This is a genomic window from Brevibacterium sp. CBA3109 (genome assembly GCF_040256645.1).
GTDB lineage: Bacteria > Actinomycetota > Actinomycetes > Actinomycetales > Brevibacteriaceae > Brevibacterium > Brevibacterium koreense.
Window position 1 is genome coordinate 1,052,290 of sequence record NZ_CP158281.1, and the last position, 25,091, is coordinate 1,077,380.

General features: G+C 60.1%; 37 protein-coding genes. 34 read left to right on the top strand and 3 right to left on the bottom strand.

The features are described 5' to 3' along the window. Nucleotides 1-79 precede the first annotated feature (79 nt). A complete protein-coding gene (locus tag AAFP32_RS04815) occupies nucleotides 80-568 on the bottom strand; it encodes a Fur family transcriptional regulator (RefSeq protein ID WP_009883574.1) in 489 nt (162 codons plus the stop codon). 469 nt (nucleotides 569-1,037) lie between these two features. On the opposite strand from AAFP32_RS04815, the gene rpsL reads away from it, so the two are divergent. The 27 genes from rpsL to map all read left to right on the top strand — a co-directional run bounded on the left by rpsL (nucleotide 1,038) and on the right by map (nucleotide 18,404). Continuing rightward, the gene (rpsL, locus tag AAFP32_RS04820) at nucleotides 1,038-1,412 is read left to right on the top strand and encodes a 30S ribosomal protein S12 (RefSeq protein ID WP_101621017.1); all 375 of its coding nucleotides are present in this window, start codon (nucleotides 1,038-1,040) and stop codon (nucleotides 1,410-1,412) included. After that, the gene (gene rpsG, locus AAFP32_RS04825; RefSeq protein WP_009883572.1) at nucleotides 1,412-1,882 is read left to right on the top strand and encodes a 30S ribosomal protein S7; all 471 of its coding nucleotides are present in this window, start codon (nucleotides 1,412-1,414) and stop codon (nucleotides 1,880-1,882) included. The genes rpsL and rpsG overlap by 1 nt, the downstream gene beginning before the upstream one ends. A gap of 98 nt (nucleotides 1,883-1,980) precedes the next feature. Further along, on the top strand, nucleotides 1,981-4,086 hold the full coding sequence (gene fusA, locus AAFP32_RS04830) for an elongation factor G (protein WP_350270861.1): 2,106 nt from the start codon (nucleotides 1,981-1,983) through the stop codon (nucleotides 4,084-4,086). A gap of 115 nt (nucleotides 4,087-4,201) precedes the next feature. Next, nucleotides 4,202-5,395 carry an elongation factor Tu gene (tuf, locus tag AAFP32_RS04835; protein WP_101621019.1) on the top strand — a complete coding sequence of 398 codons (1,194 nt, stop codon included), beginning with the start codon at nucleotides 4,202-4,204 and terminating at the stop codon, nucleotides 5,393-5,395. A 482-nt stretch (nucleotides 5,396-5,877) separates the two neighbouring features. Continuing rightward, nucleotides 5,878-6,186 carry a 30S ribosomal protein S10 gene (rpsJ, locus tag AAFP32_RS04840; RefSeq protein ID WP_009379191.1) on the top strand — a complete coding sequence of 103 codons (309 nt, stop codon included), beginning with the start codon at nucleotides 5,878-5,880 and terminating at the stop codon, nucleotides 6,184-6,186. 11 nt (nucleotides 6,187-6,197) lie between these two features. Next, nucleotides 6,198-6,872, top strand: coding sequence for a 50S ribosomal protein L3 (gene rplC, locus AAFP32_RS04845; RefSeq protein WP_350270862.1), 675 nt, complete (start codon nucleotides 6,198-6,200; stop codon nucleotides 6,870-6,872). Nucleotides 6,873-6,877: 5 nt separating this feature from the next. Beyond that, nucleotides 6,878-7,531, top strand: coding sequence for a 50S ribosomal protein L4 (rplD, locus tag AAFP32_RS04850; RefSeq protein WP_350270863.1), 654 nt, complete (start codon nucleotides 6,878-6,880; stop codon nucleotides 7,529-7,531). After that, nucleotides 7,528-7,827: a 50S ribosomal protein L23 gene (rplW, locus tag AAFP32_RS04855; protein ID WP_101621022.1), complete on the top strand. Its 300-nt coding sequence runs from the start codon at nucleotides 7,528-7,530 to the stop codon at nucleotides 7,825-7,827. The genes rplD and rplW overlap by 4 nt, the downstream gene beginning before the upstream one ends. 30 nt (nucleotides 7,828-7,857) lie before the next feature. Then, the gene (gene rplB / locus AAFP32_RS04860; RefSeq protein WP_009883566.1) at nucleotides 7,858-8,694 is read left to right on the top strand and encodes a 50S ribosomal protein L2; all 837 of its coding nucleotides are present in this window, start codon (nucleotides 7,858-7,860) and stop codon (nucleotides 8,692-8,694) included. Between the two features lie 15 nt (nucleotides 8,695-8,709). Further along, nucleotides 8,710-8,991 (top strand): 30S ribosomal protein S19, encoded by a 282-nt coding sequence (gene rpsS, locus AAFP32_RS04865; RefSeq protein WP_009883565.1) that lies wholly within the window; start codon nucleotides 8,710-8,712, stop codon nucleotides 8,989-8,991. 42 nt (nucleotides 8,992-9,033) lie between these two features. Then, nucleotides 9,034-9,420, top strand: a complete 387-nt coding sequence (gene rplV / locus AAFP32_RS04870; RefSeq protein ID WP_101621024.1) for a 50S ribosomal protein L22 — start codon at nucleotides 9,034-9,036, stop codon at nucleotides 9,418-9,420. Next, the gene (gene rpsC / locus AAFP32_RS04875) at nucleotides 9,420-10,241 is read left to right on the top strand and encodes a 30S ribosomal protein S3 (RefSeq protein ID WP_009883563.1); all 822 of its coding nucleotides are present in this window, start codon (nucleotides 9,420-9,422) and stop codon (nucleotides 10,239-10,241) included. The genes rplV and rpsC overlap by 1 nt, the downstream gene beginning before the upstream one ends. 3 nt (nucleotides 10,242-10,244) lie before the next feature. Continuing rightward, entirely contained in the window at nucleotides 10,245-10,661 is a 417-nt protein-coding gene (gene rplP / locus AAFP32_RS04880; RefSeq protein WP_009883562.1) for a 50S ribosomal protein L16, read from the top strand. Between the two features lie 2 nt (nucleotides 10,662-10,663). Further along, nucleotides 10,664-10,915 carry a 50S ribosomal protein L29 gene (gene rpmC / locus AAFP32_RS04885; protein WP_009883561.1) on the top strand — a complete coding sequence of 84 codons (252 nt, stop codon included), beginning with the start codon at nucleotides 10,664-10,666 and terminating at the stop codon, nucleotides 10,913-10,915. Beyond that, nucleotides 10,915-11,202 (top strand): 30S ribosomal protein S17, encoded by a 288-nt coding sequence (rpsQ, locus tag AAFP32_RS04890; protein WP_101574502.1) that lies wholly within the window; start codon nucleotides 10,915-10,917, stop codon nucleotides 11,200-11,202. Before rpmC ends, rpsQ begins: the two co-directional genes overlap by 1 nt. A gap of 144 nt (nucleotides 11,203-11,346) precedes the next feature. Continuing rightward, nucleotides 11,347-11,715 carry a 50S ribosomal protein L14 gene (rplN, locus tag AAFP32_RS04895; protein ID WP_009883559.1) on the top strand — a complete coding sequence of 123 codons (369 nt, stop codon included), beginning with the start codon at nucleotides 11,347-11,349 and terminating at the stop codon, nucleotides 11,713-11,715. Nucleotides 11,716-11,717: 2 nt separating this feature from the next. Then, nucleotides 11,718-12,086, top strand: coding sequence for a 50S ribosomal protein L24 (gene rplX, locus AAFP32_RS04900; RefSeq protein WP_101621025.1), 369 nt, complete (start codon nucleotides 11,718-11,720; stop codon nucleotides 12,084-12,086). Continuing rightward, nucleotides 12,086-12,655, top strand: coding sequence for a 50S ribosomal protein L5 (gene rplE / locus AAFP32_RS04905; protein ID WP_350270864.1), 570 nt, complete (start codon nucleotides 12,086-12,088; stop codon nucleotides 12,653-12,655). Before rplX ends, rplE begins: the two co-directional genes overlap by 1 nt. Before the next feature lie 69 nt (nucleotides 12,656-12,724). Beyond that, on the top strand, nucleotides 12,725-13,123 hold the full coding sequence (gene rpsH, locus AAFP32_RS04910; RefSeq protein WP_009883556.1) for a 30S ribosomal protein S8: 399 nt from the start codon (nucleotides 12,725-12,727) through the stop codon (nucleotides 13,121-13,123). Nucleotides 13,124-13,139: 16 nt separating this feature from the next. Beyond that, nucleotides 13,140-13,676 (top strand): 50S ribosomal protein L6, encoded by a 537-nt coding sequence (gene rplF, locus AAFP32_RS04915; RefSeq protein ID WP_101621027.1) that lies wholly within the window; start codon nucleotides 13,140-13,142, stop codon nucleotides 13,674-13,676. A gap of 2 nt (nucleotides 13,677-13,678) precedes the next feature. Continuing rightward, nucleotides 13,679-14,059 carry a 50S ribosomal protein L18 gene (gene rplR, locus AAFP32_RS04920; protein ID WP_350270865.1) on the top strand — a complete coding sequence of 127 codons (381 nt, stop codon included), beginning with the start codon at nucleotides 13,679-13,681 and terminating at the stop codon, nucleotides 14,057-14,059. Further along, nucleotides 14,056-14,748, top strand: coding sequence for a 30S ribosomal protein S5 (rpsE, locus tag AAFP32_RS04925; protein WP_233429497.1), 693 nt, complete (start codon nucleotides 14,056-14,058; stop codon nucleotides 14,746-14,748). The genes rplR and rpsE overlap by 4 nt, the downstream gene beginning before the upstream one ends. Further along, nucleotides 14,748-14,930 (top strand): 50S ribosomal protein L30, encoded by a 183-nt coding sequence (gene rpmD, locus AAFP32_RS04930; RefSeq protein WP_101621030.1) that lies wholly within the window; start codon nucleotides 14,748-14,750, stop codon nucleotides 14,928-14,930. The genes rpsE and rpmD overlap by 1 nt, the downstream gene beginning before the upstream one ends. 1 nt (nucleotide 14,931) lies before the next feature. Next, on the top strand, nucleotides 14,932-15,384 hold the full coding sequence (gene rplO / locus AAFP32_RS04935; RefSeq protein ID WP_350270866.1) for a 50S ribosomal protein L15: 453 nt from the start codon (nucleotides 14,932-14,934) through the stop codon (nucleotides 15,382-15,384). 278 nt (nucleotides 15,385-15,662) lie between these two features. After that, nucleotides 15,663-16,964, top strand: a complete 1,302-nt coding sequence (secY, locus tag AAFP32_RS04940) for a preprotein translocase subunit SecY (protein WP_101644213.1) — start codon at nucleotides 15,663-15,665, stop codon at nucleotides 16,962-16,964. 40 nt (nucleotides 16,965-17,004) lie between these two features. Further along, nucleotides 17,005-17,571 (top strand): adenylate kinase, encoded by a 567-nt coding sequence (locus AAFP32_RS04945; protein WP_101644212.1) that lies wholly within the window; start codon nucleotides 17,005-17,007, stop codon nucleotides 17,569-17,571. Further along, on the top strand, nucleotides 17,568-18,404 hold the full coding sequence (gene map / locus AAFP32_RS04950) for a type I methionyl aminopeptidase (protein WP_350270867.1): 837 nt from the start codon (nucleotides 17,568-17,570) through the stop codon (nucleotides 18,402-18,404). The genes AAFP32_RS04945 and map overlap by 4 nt, the downstream gene beginning before the upstream one ends. A gap of 65 nt (nucleotides 18,405-18,469) precedes the next feature. On the opposite strand, the gene AAFP32_RS04955 is transcribed toward map, so the two are convergent. Then, nucleotides 18,470-18,664, bottom strand: coding sequence for a hypothetical protein (locus tag AAFP32_RS04955; protein WP_350270868.1), 195 nt, complete (start codon nucleotides 18,662-18,664; stop codon nucleotides 18,470-18,472). 79 nt (nucleotides 18,665-18,743) lie between these two features. Between AAFP32_RS04955 and AAFP32_RS04960 the strand changes: the two genes are divergently transcribed. Then, nucleotides 18,744-19,628, top strand: a complete 885-nt coding sequence (locus AAFP32_RS04960; RefSeq protein ID WP_350270869.1) for a PaaX family transcriptional regulator — start codon at nucleotides 18,744-18,746, stop codon at nucleotides 19,626-19,628. 34 nt (nucleotides 19,629-19,662) lie between these two features. On the opposite strand, the gene AAFP32_RS04965 is transcribed toward AAFP32_RS04960, so the two are convergent. Next, complete coding sequence (locus AAFP32_RS04965; protein ID WP_350270870.1) at nucleotides 19,663-20,808, bottom strand: MalY/PatB family protein; 1,146 nt, start codon at nucleotides 20,806-20,808, stop codon at nucleotides 19,663-19,665. A gap of 212 nt (nucleotides 20,809-21,020) precedes the next feature. Here AAFP32_RS04965 and AAFP32_RS04970 point away from each other — a divergent pair, with 212 nt between their 5' ends. From AAFP32_RS04970 to AAFP32_RS04995, 6 genes are all read left to right on the top strand, one after another. Next, nucleotides 21,021-22,244, top strand: coding sequence for an MFS transporter (locus AAFP32_RS04970; protein WP_350271453.1), 1,224 nt, complete (start codon nucleotides 21,021-21,023; stop codon nucleotides 22,242-22,244). A gap of 275 nt (nucleotides 22,245-22,519) precedes the next feature. After that, nucleotides 22,520-22,741, top strand: coding sequence for a translation initiation factor IF-1 (infA, locus tag AAFP32_RS04975; RefSeq protein WP_101574514.1), 222 nt, complete (start codon nucleotides 22,520-22,522; stop codon nucleotides 22,739-22,741). A 61-nt stretch (nucleotides 22,742-22,802) separates the two neighbouring features. After that, a complete protein-coding gene (rpmJ, locus tag AAFP32_RS04980) occupies nucleotides 22,803-22,916 on the top strand; it encodes a 50S ribosomal protein L36 (protein ID WP_009884960.1) in 114 nt (37 codons plus the stop codon). A gap of 188 nt (nucleotides 22,917-23,104) precedes the next feature. Continuing rightward, nucleotides 23,105-23,473 carry a 30S ribosomal protein S13 gene (rpsM, locus tag AAFP32_RS04985; RefSeq protein WP_092102951.1) on the top strand — a complete coding sequence of 123 codons (369 nt, stop codon included), beginning with the start codon at nucleotides 23,105-23,107 and terminating at the stop codon, nucleotides 23,471-23,473. 51 nt (nucleotides 23,474-23,524) lie between these two features. Beyond that, the gene (gene rpsK, locus AAFP32_RS04990) at nucleotides 23,525-23,929 is read left to right on the top strand and encodes a 30S ribosomal protein S11 (RefSeq protein ID WP_009884958.1); all 405 of its coding nucleotides are present in this window, start codon (nucleotides 23,525-23,527) and stop codon (nucleotides 23,927-23,929) included. 150 nt (nucleotides 23,930-24,079) lie between these two features. Continuing rightward, nucleotides 24,080-25,078, top strand: coding sequence for a DNA-directed RNA polymerase subunit alpha (locus tag AAFP32_RS04995; RefSeq protein ID WP_009884957.1), 999 nt, complete (start codon nucleotides 24,080-24,082; stop codon nucleotides 25,076-25,078). Nucleotides 25,079-25,091 lie beyond the last annotated feature (13 nt).

The window sequence follows — 25,091 nt, forward strand, 5'->3', positions numbered from 1 at the left end:
TGTGTACCTTTCACGGTCGAGCCCCGTCGGGCTCGGTTGAAGACAAAAGGGGTGAGGCTTTGTCGAAGGATGGATCGGCTTAGGCCGCCGAGGTGGCCCCGGAGGCTCCAGCAGGAGATGCTGATCCCGACGGCGATGCGTTGCAGTCGGGGCACAGTCCCCAGAAGGTCACCTCGGCCTGTTCGATGACGAATCCCGCGTCGTGCGAAGGTGTCAGGCATGGAGCCTGCCCGACCGTGCAGTCGACATCGACGATGAGATTGCATGATCGGCACACGAGGTGATGATGGTTGTCCCCGATGCGCCGTTCGTAGCGTGCCACGGACCCGGACGGCTGAATGCACCGCACGAGCCCAACCTCGGTGAGGGTGTGCAGTGAGTCGTAGACGGCCTGATGCGACACCTCGGGGAGCTGCTCACGGACGGCGCGAATGACGGTATCGGTGTCTGCATGCTGATGTTCACACACAGCTTCGAGTACCGCGACTCTCTGTTTCGTCACACGAAGGGAACTGTTCCGCAGTGCTGCGGTCGGCTCCGATTCGTGTCCATGCTTCTTCTCAGCCACGGCTTCAGCTTGCCGCCTTTTCTTGAATCAGTCAAGGAAGCGTGTCGAAGAGTTGTTTTGAGGAAGCGGTAGGCGAGGAGCGGCAGATGAGCAACTCTGACGGGGGAGTGGCGGGTATGTCGCCAAGCGCACAGGCGCTGGTTTTGACCAGATGCACGGGGCCGCGATATTCTAGGATGTGACTGATTGTGTTATCTGCGTCGGCGAACGACCATACCGGATGTTTTGTGAGATCCGGGTTCATTGTGAGAGTTCGTCAGAGGCAGGCCGCAGACGTGTCATTCTGCATAGGTTCCGTGTCATTGCGACACGCCCGAGTGCAGGGTTCACTGCGTCGCGCGAATACTGGCATCGGGCGTGAAGCTTCACCCGGTGTCCAGTCGGATATGTCCCACGGTTCACAAACATGGCTGATGCCATGGCCAATGTTGGGAATTAGGTTTATCGAGAAGCAAATGGAGAACGCTTAGTGCCGACAATCCAGCAGCTCGTCCGCAAGGGACGACATGTCAAATCCGCAGGATCCGACGCTCCTGCTCTGAAGAGCAGCCCGCAGCGTCGTGGAGTGTGCACCCGTGTGTACACCACTACACCCAAGAAGCCGAACTCGGCTCTTCGCAAGGTCGCTCGTGTCAAGCTTTCGAGCCAGATTGAAGTGACTGCCTACATTCCAGGCGAAGGACACAACCTGCAGGAGCACTCGATCGTGCTTGTGCGCGGTGGTCGTGTCAAGGACCTGCCAGGCGTGCGCTACCGAATCGTTCGCGGTTCGCTTGACACCCAGGGTGTCAAGGGCCGCCAGCAGGCACGCAGCAAGTACGGTGCGAAGAGGGAGAAGAAGTAATGCCACGTAAAGGTCCTGCACCCAAGCGACCGATCGTCATTGACCCGGTCTTCAGTTCGCCGATCGTCACGCAGCTGATCAACAAGATCCTGCTCGACGGAAAGCGTTCGACGGCTGAGCGCATCGTCTACGGTGCTCTCGAAGGTACCCGTGAGAAGAACGGCAACGACCCAGTTGTCAACCTGAAGAAGGCTCTCGACAACATCCGCCCATCCCTCGAGGTTCGCTCTCGCCGTGTCGGTGGCGCAACCTACCAGGTTCCGGTCGATGTTCGTCCGGTTCGGTCGACGACTCTGGCACTGCGCTGGCTCGTGGCTTATTCCCGCCAGCGTCGTGAGAAGACGATGACCGAACGCCTCATGAATGAGATTCTCGACGCGAGCAACGGCCTCGGTGCTGCTGTCAAGCGTCGCGAAGACACCCACAAGATGGCCGAGTCCAACAAGGCCTTCGCCCACTACCGCTGGTAATCGTTCCTCCCCGGAACCCTGCTCGGCAGGCGTCATGCGGCGCGTGCCGACCAGGCAGCGGGGGAGTCGATCACATCATCGAGTGAGAGAGAGACACCGTGGCACTTGACGTGCTCACCGACCTGAACAAGGTCCGCAACATCGGCATCATGGCCCACATCGATGCTGGTAAGACAACCACGACCGAACGCATCCTCTACTACACCGGCGTGAACTACAAGATCGGCGAGACCCACGACGGTGCCTCGACGATGGACTGGATGGATCAGGAGCAGGAACGCGGCATCACGATCACGTCGGCTGCCACCACCTGCTACTGGCACGACAACCAGATCAACATCATCGACACCCCGGGTCACGTCGACTTCACCGTCGAGGTTGAGCGCTCGCTGCGCGTCCTCGACGGCGCCGTCGCCGTCTTCGACGGCAAGGAGGGCGTTGAACCGCAGTCCGAGACCGTGTGGCGTCAGGCTGACAAGTACGACGTGCCGCGCGTGTGCTTCGTCAACAAGATGGACAAGCTCGGTGCTGATTTCTACTTCACTGTCGACACCATCAGGGAACGTCTCGGAGCCAAGCCGCTGGTCATTCAGCTGCCGATCGGTTCGGAGTCCGACTTCGCGGGCGTCGTCGACCTTCTTGAGATGAAGGCCTTCATCTGGCCTGATGAGTCCAAGAAGGGTCAGGACATGACCGAGATCGAAATCCCTGCCGATCTTCAGGACAAGGCCGTGGAATACCGTGCCAAGCTCGTCGAGGATGTTGCTGAAGCCAGTGATGAGCTCATGGAGAAGTACCTTGAGGGCGAAGAGATCTCCATCGATGAGATCAAGGGCGGCATCCGCTCTCTCGTCGTCAACTCCACTGCGTTCCCGGTCATGTGCGGTTCGGCATACAAGAACAAGGGCGTCCAGCCCATGCTCAATGCCGTCATCGACTACCTCCCCTCGCCTCTCGAGGTTCCTCCCATGGTCGGAGAGAACCCTCGTGACGAGGACGAGAAGCTGACCCGCAAGCCTTCCGTCGATGAGCCCTTCTCGGCTCTCGCCTTCAAGGTGGCTACTCACGCGTTCTTCGGCACGTTGACATACGTTCGCGTGTATTCCGGAAAGGTGAAGTCGGGCGAACAGGTTCTCAACTCCACGAGTGGCAAGAAAGAGCGAGTAGGAAAGCTCTTCCAGATGCACTCCAACAAGGAGAACCCTGTCGAAGAGGCTATCGCCGGGCACATCTATGCCTTCATCGGACTCAAAGAGACAACCACCGGTGACACGCTGTGTGACTCCAGCCATCCGATCGCTCTTGAGTCGATGACCTTCCCTGAGCCGGTCATCTCTGTGGCTATTGAGCCCAAGACCAAGAGCGACCAGGAGAAGCTGTCGGCCGCCATTCAGAAGTTCGTCAGGGAAGACCCGACATACCGGGTCGAACTGGACGTGGAGACGGGTCAGACTGTCATCCGCGGGATGGGCGAGCTTCACCTCGACATCCTCGTTGACCGCATGCGTCGCGAGTTCAAGGTCGAGGCGAACGTCGGCAAGCCGCAGGTCGCCTACCGGGAGACCATTCGTCGCACTGTCGAGAAATACGATTACACCCACAAGAAGCAGACGGGTGGATCGGGTCAGTTCGCGAAGGTCCAGGTCACCTTTGAACCTCTCGAGGTTGAAGGCGATACGATCTACGAGTTCGAGAATGCTGTCACGGGCGGACGAATTCCGCGTGAGTACATCCCGAGCGTGGACGCCGGCATCCAGGACGCCATGCAGCTTGGTGTCCTCGCCGGTTACCCGATGGTCGGCGTCAAGGCCACACTGATCGACGGCGCCTACCACGATGTCGACTCTTCGGAGATGGCATTCAAGATCGCCGGATCGATGGTCTTCAAGGAGGCCGTTCAGAAGGCGAAGCCGGTTCTGCTGGAACCGGTCATGGACGTCGAGGTGCGCACCCCTGAGGAATACATGGGTGACGTCATCGGCGATATCAATTCCCGACGTGGCCAGATCCAGTCGATGGACGATGCTTCCGGTGTGAAGGTCGTCAAGGCTGTGGTCCCGTTGTCGGAGATGTTCGGTTACATCGGTGATCTGCGGTCGAAGACCCAGGGCCGTGCGGTGTACTCGATGACTTTCTCCAGCTATGCGGAGGTCCCCAAGGCAGTCGCCGAGGAGATCGTCCAGAAGATGCGTGGCGGAGAGTAATCTCCGGTCCCCGGTCGCCACGGTGAGCAAGAACATGTTCACCGAAATGAAAGATAACCAACAAAGGTCTAAGATATGAACCGCATATCTTTTGCCAACCACGAGGAGGAACCCAGTGGCAAAGGCTAGTTTCGATAGGACTAAGCCGCACGTCAACATTGGCACCATCGGCCACGTTGACCACGGAAAGACCACCTTGACCGCCGCAATCACCAAGGTGTTGGCGGACAAGTACCCAGATCTCAATGAGGCTCGCGCCTTCGACCAGGTGGATAACGCACCTGAGGAGAAGGAGCGCGGCATCACCATCAACGTCTCGCACGTTGAGTACCAGACCGAGAAGCGTCACTACGCTCACGTCGATGCCCCTGGTCACGCCGACTACATCAAGAACATGATTACCGGTGCTGCTCAGATGGACGGCGCAATCCTCGTGGTTGCCGCCACCGACGGTCCGATGCCGCAGACTCGTGAGCACGTTCTGCTCGCGCGTCAGGTTGGTGTGCCTTACATCGTCGTCGCGCTGAACAAGTCCGACATGGTCGATGACGAGGAGCTCATTGAGCTCGTCGACTTCGAGGTGCGCGATCTGCTCTCGAGCCAGGACTTCGACGGCGACAATGCTCCCGTCATTCCTGTGTCCGCTCTCAAGGCGCTGGAAGGCGACGAGAAGTGGGTCAAGAGCGTCGAAGACCTCATGCAGGCCGTCGATGACAACGTTCCCGAGCCGGAGCGCGACATCGACAAGCCCTTCCTCATGCCAGTGGAAGACGTCTTCACGATCACCGGTCGTGGAACCGTCGTCACCGGTCGTGTGGAGCGCGGCGTCCTGCTGCCTAACGATGACATTGAAATCGTTGGCATCAAGGAGAAGTCGTCCAAGACGACCGTCACCGCAATCGAGATGTTCCGCAAGACTCTGCCTGACGCACGTGCAGGCGAGAACGTCGGACTGCTCCTGCGTGGAACGAAGCGCGAAGATGTGGAGCGCGGACAGGTCATCTGCAAGCCAGGATCGATCACACCTCACACCAACTTCGAGGGCCAGGTCTACATCCTGAGCAAGGACGAGGGTGGACGTCACAACCCGTTCTACTCGAACTACCGTCCTCAGTTCTACTTCCGCACCACGGACGTCACCGGCGTCATCACGCTGCCTGAGGGCACCGAGATGGTCATGCCCGGTGACAACACCGACATGTCGGTCGAGCTGATCCAGCCGATCGCTATGGAAGAGGGCCTCCGCTTCGCTATCCGCGAGGGTGGACGCACCGTCGGCGCTGGTCGAGTCACCAAGATCACCGCCTGATATACCATCGGTCTTCGAGGCTGATGCCTTGAAATCGAGGCTTCGGCCTTGATCGATCGATACAGAACCCCGGTCCCTTAGGGCCGGGGTTCTGTGTATTCACGTCCGGGAACCGTGCGCCGTCGTCGATTGAGTCGACATGAAATGCCTCACAAGACAGATGCCCGGAATTGCGCGGATGAAGTGCTATGTGACAAGATGGTGAAGTTGCGTTTTGGACGTTGACCCCTGCACTGCGGTAGAGATACCGCGAACAGTCCGAAACACTATCGGATCGATGAATCTGCGTGAAAGCGGGTTCGGACCGAGCAGCCAATGAGTAGAAGCGCCGTCGGCCCTCAAAGGGAATAGAAAATTCTCCGCCAGGATTAGCCGACACGCCCGACCTCGGGGGTCGGTCATGGTCAGCCGGCACAGACCACAGTTGATTCCGATCGACTGATGGTTGATGGCCGGAAGTAACTAAAGAAAGAGACGACGCCATGGCGGGACAGAAGATCCGCATTCGGCTCAAGTCGTACGACCATGCTGTGATTGACAGTGCTGCACGAAAGATCGTGGACACCGTCACTCGCGCAGGTGCGACTGTTGTGGGCCCCGTGCCGTTGCCAACGGAAAAGAACGTGTACTGCGTCATCCGTTCGCCACACAAGTACAAGGACAGCCGTGAGCATTTCGAAATGCGCACGCACAAGCGTCTGATCGACATCGTCGATCCGACGCCGAAGGCAGTCGATTCGCTGATGCGTCTCGACCTCGCTGACGACGTCAATATCGAGATCAAGCTCTAAGGGAGGCAAACATGGCGAACAATCGTTCATCAGCTCTCCCTACCACCCGTAAGGTCAAGGGCCTTCTGGGAACCAAGCTGGGCATGACTCAGGTTTGGGATGAGCAGAACAATCTCGTTCCGGTGACCGTAGTGGCCGCCGGCAGCAACGTCGTGACGCAGATCCGCAACGAGGAAACCGACGGTTACCCCGCACTGCAGATCGCGTTCGGCGAGATCGATCCTCGCAAGGTCAACAAGCCCACTGCAGGCCACTTCGAGAAGGCCGGTGTGACTCCACGCCGCCACCTTGTCGAGCTGCGCACCGCAGATGCTGCTGACTACGCACTGGGTCAGGAACTCGGAGTCGATACGTTCGACGCCGGGATCAAGGTCGACGTGACCGCAAAGACCAAGGGTAAGGGTACCGCCGGTGTCATGAAGCGTCATGGCTTCCACGGCGTCGGCGCCTCCCACGGACAGCACCGCAACCACCGCAAGCCGGGTTCAATCGGCGGAGCCGCGACCCCAGGTCGCGTGTTCAAGGGTATGCGCATGGCCGGCCGTATGGGTGCAGTCAAGCACACCACCCAGAACCTCACGATCCACGCCGTGGACACCGAGAACAACTTCCTGCTCATCAAGGGTGCCGTACCTGGTCCCAAGGGTGCAGTCGTTCTCGTTCGCTCGGCCGCGAAGGAGGCCTGAACGTAATGACTGATGTCAAGACAGTCGACGTTGTCGATGCCGCTGGTGCGAAGACCGGATCCGTTGACCTGCCAGCCGAGATCTTCGGCGTGCAGACCAATGTGCCGTTGATTCACCAGGTTGTTGTCGCACAGCTGGCAGCAGCCCGTCAGGGTACACACAAGACAAAGACCCGCTCCGAAGTACGCGGTGGCGGTCGCAAGCCCTACCGCCAGAAGGGTACCGGTAACGCCCGTCAGGGTTCGATCCGTGCTCCTCAGTACAACGGTGGTGGAGTCGTGCACGGGCCGGTTCCCCGCGATTACTCGCAGCGGACCCCCAAGAAGATGAAGGCTGCTGCTCTGCGTGGCGCTCTCTCGGATCGTGCACGTCTCGATCAGGTCTTCGTTGTGAAGAACCTGATTACCGGCGAAGCACCGTCGACCAAGCAGGCGAAGCTCGCTCTGGCCGGCCTCTCCGATCGCAAGAACACCCTCGTGGTGCTCGACCGTGACGATGAGCTCACCGAGCGCAGCGTTCGCAACCTGCCTCACGTTCACGTGCTCAGCTCCGATCAGCTCAACACATACGATGTGCTGATCGCCGATGACGTCGTGTTCACCGAGGCAGCGCTGGAGACGTTCCTGGGCGGATACCGCAAATCGGAGGACGCATCATGAGTCTGAACTTCAAGGACCCTCGCGACGTCATCGTCGCTCCGGTCGTCTCGGAAAAGACCTACAGCCTGATGGACGAGGGAAAGTACACCTTCATCGTCGATCAGGGGTCGAACAAGACTGAGATCAAGAACGCCATTGAATCGATCTTCAATGTGCAGGTTGCCAAGGTCAACACCCTGAATCGTCAGGGCAAGCGCCGCCGCACTCGCACCGGTTGGGGTAAGCGCAAGGACACCAAGCGTGCCATTGTCGCCCTCAAGGACGGATCGATCGACATCTTCGGTGGATCGCTCTAAGCGATCCTTCGTAAAAGAAGGACAAGACTCATGGGAATCCGTAAGCACAAGCCGACGACCCCGGGCCGCCGTGGCTCATCGGTCGCCGACTTCGTCGAAGTGACCCGGTCTACACCGGAGAAGTCACTTCTGCGCCCACTGCCTAAGCGCGGTGGCCGCAACAGCCAGGGACGCGTGACCACTCGCCATCAGGGCGGCGGCCACAAGCGTCAGTACCGTGTCATCGACTTCCGCCGCCATGATAAAGATGGCGTACCGGCGAAGGTCGCACACATCGAATATGACCCGAACCGCACTGCGCGGATCGCTCTTCTGCATTATGCAGATGGCGAGAAGCGCTACATCCTCGCCCCGCAGAACCTTAAGCAGGGCGCACAGGTTGAAGCCGGTCTGGGTGCAGACATCAAGCCGGGCAACAACCTTGCCCTGCGCAACATCCCAGTCGGTACCGTTCTGCACGCAGTTGAAATGCGTCCAGGCGGCGGTGCCAAGATCGCTCGCTCTGCCGGCTCGTCCGTGCAGCTCGTAGCGAAGTACGGCCGGTTCGCTCAGCTGCGGATGCCTTCGGGCGAAATCCGCAATGTTGATGCGCGCTGCCGTGCGACGATCGGCGAGGTCGGCAATGCCGAGCAGTCGAACATCAGCTGGGGTAAAGCAGGCCGCATGCGTTGGAAGGGCAAGCGCCCATCCGTCCGTGGTGTCGTCATGAACCCGATCGATCACCCACATGGTGGTGGCGAGGGCCGTACTTCGGGTGGTCGTCACCCAGTCAGCCCGTGGGGTCAGTCAGAAGGCCGCACACGCCGGCCAAACAAAGAGAGCGACAAGTACATCGTGCGCCGTCGCCGGACCGGCAAGAAGCGCTGATTGGAGTACTGACTTATGCCTCGTAGCCTCAAAAAGGGTCCTTTCGTCGATGAACACCTGTACCAGAAGGTGGCTCGTCAGAACGAGAAGAACTCTAAAAACGTAATCAAGACATGGTCTCGTCGCTCGATGATCATCCCGGACTTCCTGGGACACACCATCGCAGTACATGATGGACGCAAGCATGTTCCAGTCTTCATCACTGAAGCCATGGTCGGACATAAGCTTGGCGAGTTCGCACAGACACGGACGTTCCGTGGCCACGAAAAGGACGATCGCAAGGGTCGCCGCCGCTGACGCGGGGCACTCTTACGATCCTAGACAAGAGAGAAGGAAGCGATGGAAGCCAAGGCTAAGGCGCGTTACCTGCGCGTCACGCCTCGCAAGGCTCGGCGCGTCATCGACCTCATTCGTGGTCAGCAGGCGACCGAAGCACTTGCAGTGTTGAAGTTTGCAGAACAGTCGGCATCAGATCCGATTTACAAGCTCGTTGCCTCCGGTATCGCCAACGCGCGTGTCCGGGCCGACGAGGAGGGCATTGCGTTCGACGAGAACGAACTGGTCATCTCCGAAGCATTCGTGGACGAGGGACCAACCATGAAGCGGTTCCGCCCGCGAGCTCAGGGTCGCGCTTTTCGCATTGAAAAGCGCACAAGCCACATTTCAGTGGTCCTGGCCAGCGGTGACGACCTGCCTCAGCGCAAGAGCCGGAAGGGGAACCGTTAATGGGCCAGAAAATCAATCCGAACGGATTCCGACTCGGAATTACCACGGATCACAAGTCAAAGTGGTTTGCTGACTCGACTAAGCCGGGACAGCGCTACAGCGACTACGTGCTCGAAGATGTGAAAATCCGACAGATGATGACCAAGGGCCTTGAGCGCGCTGGCATCTCCAAGGTGAACATCGAACGCACACGTGATCGTGTCCGAGTCGACATCCATACTGCCCGCCCGGGCATTGTCATTGGGCGTCGCGGAGCCGAAGCCGATCGCATTCGCGGTCAGCTCGAAAAGCTCACCGGCAAGCAGATTCAGCTCAACATCCTTGAGGTGAAGAACGCTGAGATCGACGCGCAGCTCGTTGCTCAGGGTGTTGCCGAGCAGCTTGCAAGCCGCGTGGCCTTCCGCCGCGCGATGCGCAAGTCGATCCAGAGTGCTCAGCGTGCAGGTGCCAAGGGCATCCGCGTGCAGTGCTCCGGCCGCCTCGGCGGTGCTGAAATGAGCCGTTCCGAGTTCTACCGCGAAGGTCGTGTGCCTCTGCACACCCTGCGTGCGAACATCGATTACGGCTTCCACGAAGCGCACACCACATTCGGGCGCATCGGCGTCAAGGTGTGGATCTACAAGGGCGATATGACCGACAAGGAGCTTGCTGCCGAGCAGGCAAAGGCTCCTGCAGCTCGTGGCCCCAAGGGCCGTGGGCGCGGCCGTGGCGGCCGTGGTCGTGGTCAGGAAGGCGCAGCAGCACCGCGCCGGAACGACGCAGCGCCGAAGACCGAGAACAACGCCGAAGCCCCTGCGGCTGAGGCCGGATCGGAGGGCTGACACATGCTGATCCCTCGTCGGGTGAAATACCGCAAGCAGCACCACCCCAAGCGGGGCGGCGCAGCAAAGGGCGGCACCAAGGTGTCTTTCGGTGACTACGGCATCCAGGCCACAGAGCCCGCCTACATCACCAACCGGCAGATCGAAGCCGCACGTATTGCCATGACGCGCTACATCAAGCGTGGTGGCAAGGTGTGGATCAACATCTACCCAGATCGACCGCTGACGAAGAAGCCTGCCGAGACCCGGATGGGTTCCGGTAAGGGTTCGCCTGAGTGGTGGGTCGCCAATGTCAAGCCGGGTCGGGTCATGTTTGAACTCGCCGGTGTGTCCGAGGAAGTTGCTCGCGAGGCGCTGCGTCTCGCGATCCACAAGCTTCCGCTCAAGGCCCGTATTGTGGCCCGCGAAGGTGGTGAGTGAGTATGGCAATCGGTTCGAAGAACCTTTCCATGGACGCACTTGACGGTTATGACAACGAGCGTCTGCTCGAGGAGCTCAAGAAGGCCAAGGCCGAGCTGTTCAACCTGCGCTTCCAGTCGGCCACTGGCCAGCTGGAGAGCCACGGTCGGCTCAAAGCCGTGCGTCGCGACATCGCTCGTATCTACACCGTGCTCAATGAGCGGGAATTGGACATTCGTCCGAACCCCGCTGACGCTAAGGAAGAGGACAAGTGATGGCGGAGACCACCAAGCCCGAGGCAACGCCTGCGGACCGTAACTCCCGCAAGACCGCGCGTGGTTACGTTGTTTCCGATAAAATGGAGAAGACCATTGTCGTCGAGGTGGAGGAGCGCAAGACGCACCGCCTCTACGGTAAAGTTCTTCGCCAGTCGGTGAAGTACAAGGTTCACGATGAGGAGAACGCCGCTGGTGTGGGCGACCTCGTCCTCGTGTCCGAAACGCGGCCGGTTTCGTCCGCGAAGCGTTGGCGGCTCGTCGAGATCATCGAACGCGCCAAGTAAGCTGACGCCACCCCTCCCACCCGGTCCCGCCCACGATCTCCAGCAGATCGTGGGCGGCTACCGGGAACGGGGTGAAATGTCATTAATCCGTTCCGCAAGGCTCATCCAATCGTGTGAGAACCGGCGCGACGACAGGAGAAAATAGTGATTCAGCAAGAGTCGCGACTCAAGGTCGCCGACAACACTGGTGCCAAGCAGATCCTGGCAATCAGGATTCTGGGTGGTTCCGGTCGGCGTTATGCCTCGATCGGTGACACCATCGTGGCAACCGTCAAAGACGCAATTCCTGGTGGAAACGTGAAGAAGGGTGACGTCGTCAAGGCTGTCATCGTTCGCACCGCCAAGGAACGCCGTCGTCCCGATGGTTCGTACATCAAGTTCGACGAGAATGCAGCAGTCATTCTCAAGACTGATGGCGAACCACGCGGAACCCGTATCTTCGGACCCGTGGGACGCGAATTGCGCGACAAGAAGTTCATGAAGATCGTCTCCCTGGCACCGGAGGTGTTGTGAGCATGGCGAACAAGCTCAAGATCAAGAAGGGCGACCTCGTCCAGGTGATTGCAGGCGCCCGTCAGTCACGGGGTGGCGATCGTGGGAAGCAGGGCAAGGTTCTTGCCGTGTACCCGGAACGCAACCGCGTCCTCGTTGAGGGCATCAACCGCGTGATCAAGCACAAGAAGGCAACGCAGACTCAGGCCGGCGGCACTGCCGGTGGCCGTGAGACTCACGAAGCCCCAATCCACGTGTCCAACGTGGCGCTCGTTGATCCTAAGGACAACAAGCCCACCCGCGTCGGATACCGCGAGGAAACTGTGGAGCGCGATGGTCGCGATAAGACCGTTCGTGTCCGCGTCTCGCGTCGCACCGGGGAGGAGATCTGATGACGGAAACAACAACGAGCCGTCCAGCGCCACGCCTCAAGCAGGTTTACCGCGATGACATCGTGGCCAAGCTGCAGGACGAGTTCAACTACGCCAACCCCATGCAGGTTCCCGGTCTGACCAAGGTCGTCGTGAACATGGGTGTGGGTGACGCAGCACGCGATTCGAAGCTGATCGAAGGCGCAATCAACGATTTGACTCTGATCACCGGTCAGAAGCCGATCGTGACTCGGGCGAGGAAGTCTATCGCCCAGTTCAAGTTGCGCGAAGGTCAGCCCATTGGAGCCCACGTCACCATGCGTGGAACCCGTATGTGGGAATTCGTCGACCGTGTCATCTCTCTGGCTCTTCCGCGAATCCGCGACTTCCGCGGCCTCTCGGATCGTCAGTTCGACGGGAACGGTAACTACACCTTCGGTCTCACGGAGCAGTCGATGTTCCACGAGATCGATCAGGACCGGATCGACCGCGTCCGAGGTATGGATATCACAGTTGTGACTACAGCGAACACCGACGACGAGGGACGTGCACTTCTGCGCCACCTCGGGTTCCCGTTCAAGACCAAATAATCGCTACGTTGCAGGTCCAAGCACACAGTGTGTGGGCGGAAACCGTAACGAGGAAGGGCTAGAGCCCAAATGACAATGACTGATCCAGTCGCAGACATGTTGACACGTCTGCGGAACGCCAACTCGGCTTATCACGAGGACGTCAGCATGCCGTTCTCGAAGCTGAAATCCAACATCGCTGAGATCCTCAAGAGCGAGGGCTACATCACCGGTTGGAGCGTCGAAGACGCTCAGGTCGGTAAGACCCTGCTTATGGACCTCAAGTTCGGTCCCAACCGGGAGCGCTCGATCGCCGGCCTGCGCCGTGTGTCGAAGCCCGGGCTGCGCGTTTACGCGAAGTCGACCAACTTGCCTAAGGTCCTCGGTGGACTCGGCATCGCCATTCTGTCGACCTCGTCAGGCCTCCTGACCGATCGTCAGGCCGCCAAGAAGGGTGTGGGTGGGGAAGTCCTCGCCTACGTCTGGTAAGGAAGGAGAGAAGAATATGTCACGTATTGGCAAGAACCCGATCTCCGTCCCGAATGGCGTAGAGGTCAAAATCGATGGCCAGGATGTCGCCGTCAAGGGACCGAAGGGCGATCTGTCCGTCTCCATCGCCGAGCCGATCACCGTATCGCTCGACGAAGGCGTCGTGACAGTGGCCCGTCCGAATGAGGAGCGCGAATCGCGTTCGTTGCACGGACTGTCCCGCACGATGATCAACAACATGATCGTCGGTGTGACCGAGGGCTACTCAAAGGCTCTCGAAATCGTCGGCACCGGTTACCGCGTGCAGGCCAAGGGATCGAACCTCGAGTTCGCTCTGGGCTACAGCCACTCGATCACCGTCGAACCCCCTGAGGGAATCTCCTTCACGGTCGACGGACAGACCAAACTGGCAGTTCACGGCATCGACAAGCAGCTGGTCGGAGAGACCGCTGCCAACATCCGGAAGTTGCGCAAGCCTGAACCCTACAAGGGTAAGGGTGTCCGCTATGTCGGAGAAAATGTCCGTCGCAAGGTCGGAAAGGCTGGTAAGTAGAGATGGCCTTTGGCAAAAAGGAAAGCTACGGCAAGGGCAGGGCTGCGGCCCGCAAACGTCGTCACGCTCGTCTGCGCAAGCATGTCAGCGGTACGCCGGAACGTCCTCGCCTGTCAGTGACTCGCTCCACGCGCCACGTCTTTGTCCAGGTGATCGACGACACCGTCGGTAATACCTTGGCATCGGCCTCCACCATGGAAGCCGACCTGCGCACATTCGATGGTGACAAGACCGGCAAGGCCCACAAGGTCGGTGAGCTGGTAGCCCAGCGCGCCAAAGAAGCCGGTATCGAAGCCGTCGTATTCGACCGTGGCGGCAATGCCTACCACGGCCGTGTGCAGGCAATCGCCGAAGGTGCACGTGAAGGAGGATTGGCCCTATGAGCACTGAAGAGAACAAGGAACAGCAGCCAGCTGCTGAAACCCGTACCGATGGCAACAGTGATCGCTCCTCACGTGGTCGCGGTCAGGCCGGTCAGGGTGGTCAGGGCGGCCAGGGTCGTGGACGCGGCGAAGGCCGTGGACGCGGCGGTCGCGGTGACCGCGAAGAGAAGAGCCAGTTCATCGAGCACGTCGTCACGATCAACCGCGTGTCGAAGGTGGTCAAGGGTGGACGTCGTTTCTCCTTCACCGCACTCGTCGTCGTCGGTGACGGAGACGGCATGGTCGGCATGGGATACGGCAAGGCTAAGGAAGTTCCTGCAGCCATTGCCAAGGGTGTCGAGGAGGCGAAGAAGAGCTTCTTCCGCGTCCCACGCATCCAGAAGACCATTCCGCACCCGATCCAGGGTGAAACCGCTGCCGGTGTCGTCATGCTGCGTCCTGCCGCTCCCGGTACCGGCGTCATCGCCGGTGGCCCGGTCCGTGCGGTACTCGATGCTGCTGGCGTTCAGGACATCCTGTCCAAGTCGCTGGGGTCGGCCAACGCAATCAATATCGTTCGGGCGGCGATCAAGGCCCTCCAAAGCCTCGAACGCCCAGAGCAGGTCGCGGCACGCCGCGGCTTGCCGGTGGACGAGGTCGCCCCTCACGCATTGCTGCGGGCGGCTGCTGAAGGCGAGGGGAAATCCTGATGGCAAAACTCAAGGTAACCCAGCGCAAATCCGAAATCGGTGGCAAGCCGAACCAGCGTGACTCGCTGCGTTCGCTTGGACTGAAGCGGATCGACGATGTGGTGGTGTGCGAAGATCGTCCGGAAATTCGCGGAATGATCAATGTCGTGCGTCACCTCGTGACTGTGGAAGAGGTGGATTGATATGTCGAACGATGACTCACTCAAGCTCCACGATCTCCGTCCTGCTCCAGGAGCAAAAACCGCCAAGACCCGTGTCGGTCGTGGTGAAGCTTCGAAGGGCAAGACAGCCGGACGCGGAACCAAGGGCACACGTGCCCGCTACCAGGTTCCTCACGGCTTCGAGGGTGGACAGACTCCGATGCACATGCGTCTGCCTAAACTGCGCGGGTTCAAGAACCCCGCAAAGGTGACGTTCCAGGTTGTCAACCTTGACAAGCTGTCGGCCTTGTACCCAGAAGGCGGCGACGTCACTGTCGCCGATCTGGTGGCCAAGGGCGCCGTGCGTCCAAAGCAGCCCGTGAAGGTTCTGGGCACCGGTGAGATCACCGTTGCTCTGAACATCACTGCAGACAAGGTCTCGGGTTCAGCACTCGAGAAGATCATGGCTGCAGGCGGAAGCGTCAGCGAAGCCTGAGCAGCACCCGCACAGCGGGTCTGAGGTTTCTCGGGAAGGGGCGGTCACTATGTGACCGCCCCTTCGTCGTCTCCGGTCTCTCAAGCCTATGACCTGCGCCAAGACTCTGCGGAGTCCGTAGCGACACAGTCTCAGCGAGGATGGGCCTGACGTGGATCCAAGCGGTCTCTCGGTTTCAGCCTGAGGGTCATACCCTGGTAGTCTTTTGCAGGTATTTGTCTCATTCGCCAGGTCGTGTCTGCGACCCTGACTTTTTCATCCCCCAATGAGGAGGACGCTTGATCGGCGCAATTCGGAGGGCCTTCAGAACGCCCGACCTGAGGAACAAACTCCTCTTCACCCTGGGCATTCTTGTCATCTTCCGCCTCGGTTCGTTCATTCCCTCGCCGGGAATCGATTACACCCAGGTTCAACAATGCGTGGCGTCCCCGCAGCTGAATGAGGGCGGGTTCGCAATGATCAACCTGTTCAGCGGTGGCGCACTGCTCCAGCTGTCTATCTTCGCTCTGGGCATCATGCCCTACATCACCGCCAGCATCATCGTCCAACTCCTGCGCGTGGTCATTCCGCGCTTCGAGTCGCTGCACAAAGAGGGCGCCTCAGGACAGGCGAAACTGACTCAGTACACCCGCTACCTGACTATCGGGCTGGCCGTGCTCAATGCAACGACCCTCGTGGCCACCGTACGTTCGGGTGCCCTCTTCGGCGGCATCGAAGGCTGCAACGACCTGATCACCAATGACTCCTGGTGGGGCATCTCCGTGCTCGTCGTCACTTTGGTGGCCGGCACCGGCCTGATCATGTGGCTCGGCGAGCAGATCACCGAACACGGAGTCGGCAACGGAATGTCGCTGCTCATCTTCACCTCGGTCGCTTCGGCCTTCCCCTCGTCGCTGGGCGCGATCCTCCGCGAACAGGGTGTCGACATCTTCCTCATCGTCATCGCGGTCGGTCTGGTGCTCGTGGCACTCGTCGTCTTCGTGGAGCAGTCACAGCGCCGCATTCCGGTGCAGTACGCCAAGCGCATGGTTGGTCGACGGATGTTCGGTGGCACATCGACCTACATTCCGATCAAGGTCAACATGGCCGGTGTGATCCCCGTAATCTTCGCTTCCTCGGTTCTCTACCTCCCCAGCCTGATCTCGCAGTTCTTCGACCCAGAGAGCAAGTGGGTGGAGTGGATCAACACCTACTTCACACGTGGTGACCACCCGGTCTACATCGCTACCTATGCACTGCTGACGATCTTCTTCGCCTACTTCTACGTCGCGATCACCTTCAACCCGGAGGAAGTCGCTGACAACATGAAGAAGTATGGCGGCTTCGTCCCCGGTATCCGTGCCGGACGGCCCACAGCCGATTACCTGAGCTTCGTGCTCAGCCGCATCAACTTCCCGGGCTCGCTCTACCTGGCCTTCATCGCACTGATTCCGCTGATTGCGTTGGTTCTCATCAACGCGAACCAGAACTTCCCGTTCGGCGGCACCTCGCTGTTGATCGTGGTGGGAGTCGGTCTCGAGACGGTCAAGCAGATCGATGCACAGATGCAGCAGCGCCATTACGAAGGTCTGCTGCGCTGACCGACCCCGACCGCGGAAATCCATTGGAAGGACATACCTTATGAGCTCACGCATCATCCTGATCGGCCCACCCGGTGCCGGCAAAGGCACCCAGGCCGCACGGCTGTCCGAAGCGCTGAACATTCCGGCGATCTCGACCGGCGACATCTTCCGTGCGAACGTCAAGGGCGAGACCGAACTCGGCAAACTTGCCAAACGGTATATGGACGCTGGAGAGTACGTCCCCGATGAGGTGACCAATTCGATGGTCGCCGATCGTCTGGGCCAGGAGGACGCCGCTGAGGGGTTCCTCCTCGACGGTTACCCGCGCACCAGTGCGCAGGTGGATGAACTCGACCGGATCCTCGACGCCCAGGGCCACGAGATCGAGCAGGTCGTCGAGCTCACTGCTGACATCGACGAGGTCGTCGCCCGTCTGCTGGCGCGTGCACAGACTGAAGGTCGCAGTGATGACAGTGAAGACGTTATCCGTCACCGTCTCGACGTCTATGCCGAGCAGACACAGCCGCTGACCGACATCTACCGCGAACGCGGCCTGCTGCGTCAGGTCGACGGACTCGGTGAAGTTGCTGAGATCACTGACCGAATCCTCGACTCCATTCGATGATCTTTGGTCCCCGGATCGAGCTGAAGTCCCCTGAACAGCTGGTCACGATGGCCCGGGCCGGACTGCTCACCCATGCAGTTCTGAAGGCCGCCCGCAAGGCAGCAGTCCCGGGTGCCACCACCGCCGAGGTGAATGCGGCTGCCGAGGCCGTCATCACCGAGGCAGGAGCCCAGTCCAACTTCAAGGGCTATCAGGGATTCCCCGCCGTTGTGTGCATCTCTGTGAACGAGGAGATCGTGCACGGCATACCTGGCGAGCGGATCCTCGAGTCAGGGGATCTCGTCTCCATCGACGGTGGAGCCATCATCGATGGCTTCCACGGTGATTCCGCGTTCACAATGATCGTCGGCGGAGACGCCGCTGGGTCGAAGGCTGACATCGCTCTGTCGCAAGCCACAGAGAAGGCTCTGTGGGTGGGCATTGCAGCGTTCGCCGCAGGGAACAAGGTCAGCGACATCGGGGACGCGATCGACGATCATGTCTCACGCGAAGCCCCCGAACTGGGACTTGTGGAGGAATTCACCGGTCACGGCATCGGTACGGCCATGCATATGCCGCCCGAGGTTCTGAACTATCGGGCCCGTTCCAACGGGCCGAAGATCAGATCGGGCATGTGCCTCGCGATCGAACCCATGCTCACCGCCGGCAGCAGCGAGACCATCACCTTAGCCGACGACTGGACAGTCGTGACTGATGACGGATCGCGTGCCAGCCATTGGGAGCACAGTGTGGCCGTGCATGATGGGGGTGTCTGGGTGCTCACTGCTGAAGATGGGGGAGCGGCTGGCCTGGCACCCTTCGGGATCACACCGGTGCCCCCGGCCGGTGCCTGAGGCAACTCGACGATTCAGGTTCGTGGCGTTGGCTGTTGTCGTTTGAGGTTATTCGTTGTGACGATTTACATGACGACGAACAGCGCCGAGGCTGCCATGAGACTCAGCGCGAACATCCACGCCGCAGTCTCCTGAATCTTGAAACCTGCGATCATAAATGCTGCGAATGTGATGAAGGCCGTGATCGCTCCGGTCAGCACTGCGGCGGTGCGTGCGATCTGATAGACCCGCAGATTCCTTTCGTGCCTCAAGTCGTCCATGACGCTGCTCCTCGTACTCGTGGCCGTCGTCACCGGCCGTATCGACAGGATCCTTGTGCTCTCACGTTAGGATCTGGTCATGACGAGTGTCCACGATCACACGAAACGTCGGGCAGATGTGGGCGATCTGTATCGTCTGACTCGCATCGCCTTCGATGTCATCTCCGCCTTCGGCTGCCTGCGCGCCCAGGGTCTTCCCGGGCCTGTCATCGTCGGAGTCCTCGCCGAACACGGCTACTCCTCCTCGAGCGTGCACATTCAACTGGTGCGGATGGTCGAGCGCAATATTCTGTCCAGCGAGAGGCTCGGACGAGTCTCGATCTACCGTTTGAGTGCGCGCATACTCTCCGGCTTCATGGACATCTCGGGTGACCGGTCGGCACCGACGTTCGAGGGCCGGTTCCACTCCGCGTTGTACTCGATTCCCGAGTCCGCGCGGATGCTGCGCGACCGGTTCCAGTATGTGGCTAGGATGCTCGGGTACCGTCAACTGCGCCCTGGCCTTCTTCTGTCCTTCGTCGATCTCTCACATGATCTGTCGGCGCAGCTGCCTGCAGTCGTGGAACCGGGCTGGTGCGAATTCGCGACGATCGAACCCGAGGACATCGCGACCGCCAGACGAATGACCTCGCGTGCCTTCGACTTAGAAGCTGCGTCGCTTGAGCTGCCTCCGCTTGAGAGTGCGCTTGCCGCACTGAGCCTTGATGGCAGTCAACCAGGTGGCGGACTGCCCGAGATGTCGCTGGTGAAGTTCTTCGACATCTACTTCCAGGTCGCGCGAGAGGTCATGACGCATCCGATTCTTCCGCCCGAGCTGGTCGGATCCCACCAGCCTGCCCTGCGGTTCCGCGACCTCATGGACCGCTGCAACCTGGAGTACTACCTGAGATTCGACCAGCAGATCCTGGAATGCGTCGGCTCTGATTCGGCCTTTGATCTCATCGAGTGGCTGCCTGTCAGCTGAGACGACCGTGCCCGATCAGAGCGGCGCTGTCGGCTCAGAGCACGGAAGCGATGCGCTCGATCGCTTCAGTGAGCAGGGGGCGCGGGAGTGCGAAGTTGAGACGAATGTGACCAGCACCGACCTCACCACACAGACGACCCTCGGTGATCGCGACGCGGGCCTGGGCATTGAAATGCTCGGAGAGTCCAGCCTCGAGCCCATATCGTCGTAGGTCCAACCAGGCCAGGTATGTTCCCTCGGGCTGGAGGAACGTGGCGTGGGGCAGATGGGTGGCCACGAGATCGCTCAGGAGCTCGCGATTGCCCTTGAGGTAAGCGGTGATCTCGGCCAGCCATTCGCCCGACTGGGTGTACGCCGCTGTGGTGGCGAGTATGCCCGGGTTCGAAGCGGCGCCCGAGATGAAGGTGCCTTTCTTCGCCCAGGTCGCGCGGTCATCGGCACTGCTGAAAATGAGCTGCGCGCATTTGAGACCGGGGATGTTGAACGCCTTTGATGCGGCTGTCGCTGTCGCCGTATGGGACGCAGTCGTGTCGTTGAGGCTCGCATAGGGAATGTGGCGTGCCGGTTCGTAGACGAGGGGTGCGTGAATCTCATCGGAGAACACACGTGCATCATTGCGCTGGACAACCTCGGCGAGCTCCAGCAGTTCACTCTCCGTGTACACCTTCCCGATCGGATTATGGGGATTGCACAAGACCAGGGTGGAACCTGGCACCAGCGCGGCATCGACCGCTTCGAGGTCGACGGCCCAGCCTGTTTCCGAGCGGAGCATCGGCACCTCGATGAGTTCTCGCCCCGTGACCTTGGCGACATCGAAGAACGGCATGTAGGCGGGGGTCGGAAGGACGATCGGGGTGCCAGCCGGAGTCAGGTGGGTCAGGATGCCCAGGAAGCTTGCGATGACATCGCTGGCGAGTTCGACGTGGTCTTCCGGGAACTGCCAACCGTAGCGCTCAGCGCAGAACCTCGAGGTGGCCGATTTGAGGTCGGTGATGATCGACTGCGGTGCATAGCCGAAGAGATCACGCTCGTCGACGTCACGCAGCGCCTGGCGCACGCCAGGAGCGACACCGAAGTCCATCTCTGCGATGAACGCACCGAGGCTGCCCGGAAAGCTTGACCACTTACGGCCGCCTTTGGCGATGAGTGAGTCTTCTGTGATCGAATCCAGGTCCTGCACGTGATGCTCCTTCGTTGGCCGTTGCGAGAATGTCCTGTTTCACGCTAGCAGGGGAACTGTCGTGTGCACCCTCCGTTGTGACACGCTCGGTCACGGCCCTGCGAACGCATTGATACTCTCAGGCGCGCCGTTGGCAAAATCACCCACTAAGGTGGAACCGTCAGCAGGAGCCGCCAGCCATTCGTTCCGACCGTTGAGAGGTGGAAGTCGTGATGTCTGCACACCCGCAGTCGGTCTTCCGCCGGAATCAATGGGCGCTGAGCCTGGCGCAGCTGTTCTCCGGCATCGGCATCGCCACAGGGTTCGCCGTCGGTGGGATCCTCGCTGAGCGTCTGACCGGACGCACGGAGCTCGCCGGATTTGCGCAGACAGCGTCAATCCTCGGGGCCGGGCTTCTCGCTGTTCCATTGGCGAGGCTGGCCGAACGCCGAAGCCGCCGGTTGGCATTGGCCATCGCCTATGTGATCGCGCTCTGCGGTGCCATCCTCATCGTGCTGGCGATCCTGTTCGGCATCGACATCGCCTTCTTCATCGGCATGGGCTGCTTCGGGGCGGCTACAGCCGCGGGGCTGCAAGGCCGTTATGCGGCCACGGATGCGGCTCCCGACCATCTCAAGGGTTCTGCGATGTCCGTCGTCGTCTGGGCCACGACAGTCGGTTCCGTCATCGGACCCAACCTGTCTGGACCCGGTGCCGGCCTCGGCCGAGTTCTGAGCCTCGACCCGCTCTCCGGGCCGTTCATCATCGCGATCGCCGGCTTCGCGCTTGCCTTGCTCAGCGTGCTGTTCCTACGCCGGCTCACACCCGCCTCAAGAGATCCGTCCACGAGATCCCCTCGCAGAGGTGGCACCTGGCAGGCCATCCGACGTTCCCCGAGCGCGCTCATGGGGCTGCTCTCTGTGGTCACCGGACACATGATCATGGTGGCAACCATGGTGATGACTCCTCTGCACATGGACCATCATGGGCTCGGCCTCGAACTGATCGGAATCACGATCGGCGGCCATATCCTCGGTATGTACGGACTATCACCGGTCTTTGGCTACCTCACCGACAAATACTCCGCAGGTCGGGTGATTCTCTTCGGCCACGGGCTGTTCGCCGTGTCGCTCGTCCTCGGGCTCGTTGATGCTCTCGGCGAGTCGTCGTTCATCCGTCTGTCATTGGCGTTGTTCGTCTTGGGCTTGGGCTGGAGCGCATGCCTCATCGCTGGGTCCACACTGCTGACCAAAGAGATCGATCCCGCGCATCGCATGTCGGTGCAGGGACTCTCCGACGCGGGAATGAACTTCGGCGCCGCCGCGTTGGCGGCTCTGTCCGGGCCGTTGCTGGCCTTCGGCGGCTTTGCTTCGATCACCGTGATGGGCTTCGTCGTGCTCGCGATCGCCGTCATCGCGAGCATCCGGGCGAGATACGGAGCACGGCACGGAGCCTGAACCTGGGCCCGCCTCGGCGAATGTGGAAAAAGATTGTAGGGCAGTCCGCCTCGGGATGCCAGCACCGCCTGGAAGAATCTTCGGCCATAGTGTAGGGTTGTTGATTGGTCTGTTCTCACTTAACTCACCCTTTTTCTGTTGTGGGCGGCATTTGCCATCCGCAACTTTTCATGGGGTGAGGTGAACGACAGGCTATGGGGTCGTCGGGGTAAATCGACGATACACGATTACGTCGAACGCGAAGTTTTCGCGGGAATACGAGGTTAGCGAACGATATGGCCAAAAAAGAAGGGGTCATTGAGATCGAAGGCGCCGTTGTCGAAGCTCTCCCGAACGCATCGTTCCGGGTCGAGCTGAGCAATGGGCATAGGGTGCTTGCGCATATCTCAGGAAAAATGCGACAGCACTACATTCGAATTCTCCCCGAGGACCGGGTCATCGTGGAGCTGTCTCCATACGATCTTTCGCGTGGGCGAATCGTTTACCGCTACAAGTAAGGATCTTCGATCATTCGTACCCGCCCCTGCGCAGGGGTAAAGGTCGGAAGAAGGAAAAACCATGAAGGTTAAGCCAAGCGTCAAGAAGATCTGCGAGAATTGCCAGATTACCCGCCGTCACGGCCGGGTCATCGTCATCTGCTCCAACCCGCGTCACAAACAGCGCCAGGGTTGAGCAGCTCTTCGAGCAGACAGAGGCACCCGCAAGGGGCTTCAGCAGCACCACACCCACGCAGACCTCGCCATCTGCACTGCCGTTAGGGCAGTGGCAGGACGATACCTTCGGTCGGGGGCCGAGGACCTTGGGAAACCAAGGACAGGTCTGCATCAGCACCTCCGGAACTACAACAGGAGATAGTACCTATGGCACGACTTGCCGGAGTCGACATCCCGCGTGAAAAGCGCGTGGAGGTCGCCTTGACTTACATCTATGGTGTGGGCCGCACCCGTGCGCGCCAGACCCTGACAGAGACGGGAATCAGCCCTGATACCCGTGTGAAGGACTTGAGCGATGCCGAGCTCGTCCAGCTGCGTGACTTTATTGAGGGCACATTCCAGGTTGAGGGTGACCTCCGACGTGAGGTTGCTGCCGATATTCGCCGCAAGGTGGAGATCGGAAGCTATGAAGGCCTGCGTCACCGCCGCGGTCTGCCGGTTCGCGGACAGCGGACCAAGACGAATGCGCGTACCCGCAAGGGACCGAAGCGCACCGTGGCCGGTAAGAAGAAGTAACATGCTCACCCGGTTGACCAGCATCAGCCACCTCGATCAGGAGTAAAACACATGCCTCCCAAGTCACGCGCCGCTACAGTGCGCAAGCCTCGCCGCAAGCTCAAGAAGAATATTGTTGCCGGCCAGGCACACATCAAGTCAACGTTCAACAACACCATCGTGTCGATCACTGATCCGACCGGTGCAGTCATCTCCTGGGCCTCTTCAGGTGAGGTCGGCTTCAAGGGTTCGCGCAAGTCGACCCCCTATGCCGCACAGATGGCCGCGGAATCCGCTGCCCGTCGCGCACAGGAGCACGGCCTCAAGAAGGTCGACGTATTCGTCAAGGGACCAGGTTCGGGACGCGAAACCGCGATCCGTTCGCTGCAGGCCGCCGGTCTGGAACTGGGCACCATTCAGGATGTCACTCCAGTTCCGTTCAACGGCTGCCGTCCCACCAAGCGCCGCCGCGGCTGATCCTTCCGTGGATCTGCAACCGATGACGGGCCTTGCCCCGTTGTCAGTCGCAGAACGGATTCCAAGATAAACCGAACCGTTCTTCATGGCTACGGCCATGACGTGCAGTGCGAACGTCATATAGCGGATGTTCGCTGAAAGGAAGCCCACGTGCTCATTGCACAGCGCCCAACGCTCACGGAAGAAGTCGTCTCCGAGAATCGCTCACGGTTCGCCATCGAACCACTCGAGCCAGGATTCGGCTACACCCTCGGCAACTCGCTTCGTCGTACCCTGCTGTCGTCGATTCCAGGTGCCGCCGTCACATCCATCCGGATTGACGGAGTGCTCCACGAATTCAGCACCGTTCCAGGAGTCAAGGAGGATGTCACCGAATTCATCCTCAACCTGAAGTCCCTGGTCGTGTCGTCGGAATTCGACGAACCGGTCGTTGCCTACCTGCGCAAGCAGGGCCCCGGCACCGTGACTGCCGCCGATGTCTCTGCTCCTGCCGGAGTCGAGATCCATAACCCGGACCTGCATATCGCCACGTTGAATGGTGAAGGCCGTCTGGACATGGAGCTGACCATCGAACGTGGACGCGGTTACGTTTCGAGCGCTCAGAACAAGAATGCGGATGCAGAGATCGGTCGGGTCCCCGTTGACTCGATCTACTCTCCGGTTCTCAAGGTCACCTACAAGGTCGAGGCTACTCGTGTTGAGCAGCGTACCGACTTTGATCGCCTGGTGCTCGACATTGAGACCAAGCCGTCGATGACCCCACGCGATGCGATCGCATCTGCGGGTAAGACACTGGTCGAGCTCTTCGGCCTGGCTCGGGAACTCAACGTCGAAGCCGAAGGCATCGAGATCGGGCCCTCGCCGGTTGACGCAGCTCTGGCTGCCGATCTGGCACTGGCCATCGAAGATCTCGATCTGACCGTGCGCTCCTACAACTGCCTCAAGCGCGAAGGCATCCACACGGTCGGCGAACTCGTTGCTCGCAGCGAGGCCGATCTCATGGATATCCGCAACTTCGGTTCGAAATCGATCGACGAAGTGAAGGCCAAGCTCAATGAGCTGGGCCTGAGCCTCAAGGACAGTCCCGCCGGGTTCGAAGCCGGTCTCGTTGATGAGGACCAGTCCTACGTCGAAGACGAACAGTACTGATTAAGACCTAGGA

Bases quoted from the DNA above. Each gene is read 5' to 3' on its own strand.
- rpsG (WP_009883572.1), top strand. From the start codon at position 1,412: ATGCCACGTAAAGGTCCTGCACCCAAGCGACCGATCGTCATTGACCCG.
- rpsJ (WP_009379191.1), top strand. From the start codon at position 5,878: ATGGCGGGACAGAAGATCCGCATTCGGCTCAAGTCGTACGACCATGCT.
- rplC (WP_350270862.1), top strand. From the start codon at position 6,198: ATGGCGAACAATCGTTCATCAGCTCTCCCTACCACCCGTAAGGTCAAG.
- rplD (WP_350270863.1), top strand. From the start codon at position 6,878: ATGACTGATGTCAAGACAGTCGACGTTGTCGATGCCGCTGGTGCGAAG.
- rplW (WP_101621022.1), top strand. From the start codon at position 7,528: ATGAGTCTGAACTTCAAGGACCCTCGCGACGTCATCGTCGCTCCGGTC.
- rplB (WP_009883566.1), top strand. From the start codon at position 7,858: ATGGGAATCCGTAAGCACAAGCCGACGACCCCGGGCCGCCGTGGCTCA.
- rpsS (WP_009883565.1), top strand. From the start codon at position 8,710: ATGCCTCGTAGCCTCAAAAAGGGTCCTTTCGTCGATGAACACCTGTAC.
- rplV (WP_101621024.1), top strand. From the start codon at position 9,034: ATGGAAGCCAAGGCTAAGGCGCGTTACCTGCGCGTCACGCCTCGCAAG.
- rpsC (WP_009883563.1), top strand. From the start codon at position 9,420: ATGGGCCAGAAAATCAATCCGAACGGATTCCGACTCGGAATTACCACG.
- rplP (WP_009883562.1), top strand. From the start codon at position 10,245: ATGCTGATCCCTCGTCGGGTGAAATACCGCAAGCAGCACCACCCCAAG.
- rpmC (WP_009883561.1), top strand. From the start codon at position 10,664: ATGGCAATCGGTTCGAAGAACCTTTCCATGGACGCACTTGACGGTTAT.
- rpsQ (WP_101574502.1), top strand. From the start codon at position 10,915: ATGGCGGAGACCACCAAGCCCGAGGCAACGCCTGCGGACCGTAACTCC.
- rplX (WP_101621025.1), top strand. From the start codon at position 11,718: ATGGCGAACAAGCTCAAGATCAAGAAGGGCGACCTCGTCCAGGTGATT.
- rplE (WP_350270864.1), top strand. From the start codon at position 12,086: ATGACGGAAACAACAACGAGCCGTCCAGCGCCACGCCTCAAGCAGGTT.
- rpsH (WP_009883556.1), top strand. From the start codon at position 12,725: ATGACAATGACTGATCCAGTCGCAGACATGTTGACACGTCTGCGGAAC.
- rplF (WP_101621027.1), top strand. From the start codon at position 13,140: ATGTCACGTATTGGCAAGAACCCGATCTCCGTCCCGAATGGCGTAGAG.
- rplR (WP_350270865.1), top strand. From the start codon at position 13,679: ATGGCCTTTGGCAAAAAGGAAAGCTACGGCAAGGGCAGGGCTGCGGCC.
- rpsE (WP_233429497.1), top strand. From the start codon at position 14,056: ATGAGCACTGAAGAGAACAAGGAACAGCAGCCAGCTGCTGAAACCCGT.
- rpmD (WP_101621030.1), top strand. From the start codon at position 14,748: ATGGCAAAACTCAAGGTAACCCAGCGCAAATCCGAAATCGGTGGCAAG.
- rplO (WP_350270866.1), top strand. From the start codon at position 14,932: ATGTCGAACGATGACTCACTCAAGCTCCACGATCTCCGTCCTGCTCCA.
- AAFP32_RS04945 (WP_101644212.1), top strand. From the start codon at position 17,005: ATGAGCTCACGCATCATCCTGATCGGCCCACCCGGTGCCGGCAAAGGC.
- map (WP_350270867.1), top strand. From the start codon at position 17,568: ATGATCTTTGGTCCCCGGATCGAGCTGAAGTCCCCTGAACAGCTGGTC.
- AAFP32_RS04955 (WP_350270868.1), bottom strand. From the start codon at position 18,664: ATGGACGACTTGAGGCACGAAAGGAATCTGCGGGTCTATCAGATCGCA.
- AAFP32_RS04960 (WP_350270869.1), top strand. From the start codon at position 18,744: ATGACGAGTGTCCACGATCACACGAAACGTCGGGCAGATGTGGGCGAT.
- AAFP32_RS04970 (WP_350271453.1), top strand. From the start codon at position 21,021: ATGTCTGCACACCCGCAGTCGGTCTTCCGCCGGAATCAATGGGCGCTG.
- infA (WP_101574514.1), top strand. From the start codon at position 22,520: ATGGCCAAAAAAGAAGGGGTCATTGAGATCGAAGGCGCCGTTGTCGAA.
- rpmJ (WP_009884960.1), top strand. From the start codon at position 22,803: ATGAAGGTTAAGCCAAGCGTCAAGAAGATCTGCGAGAATTGCCAGATT.
- rpsM (WP_092102951.1), top strand. From the start codon at position 23,105: ATGGCACGACTTGCCGGAGTCGACATCCCGCGTGAAAAGCGCGTGGAG.
- rpsK (WP_009884958.1), top strand. From the start codon at position 23,525: ATGCCTCCCAAGTCACGCGCCGCTACAGTGCGCAAGCCTCGCCGCAAG.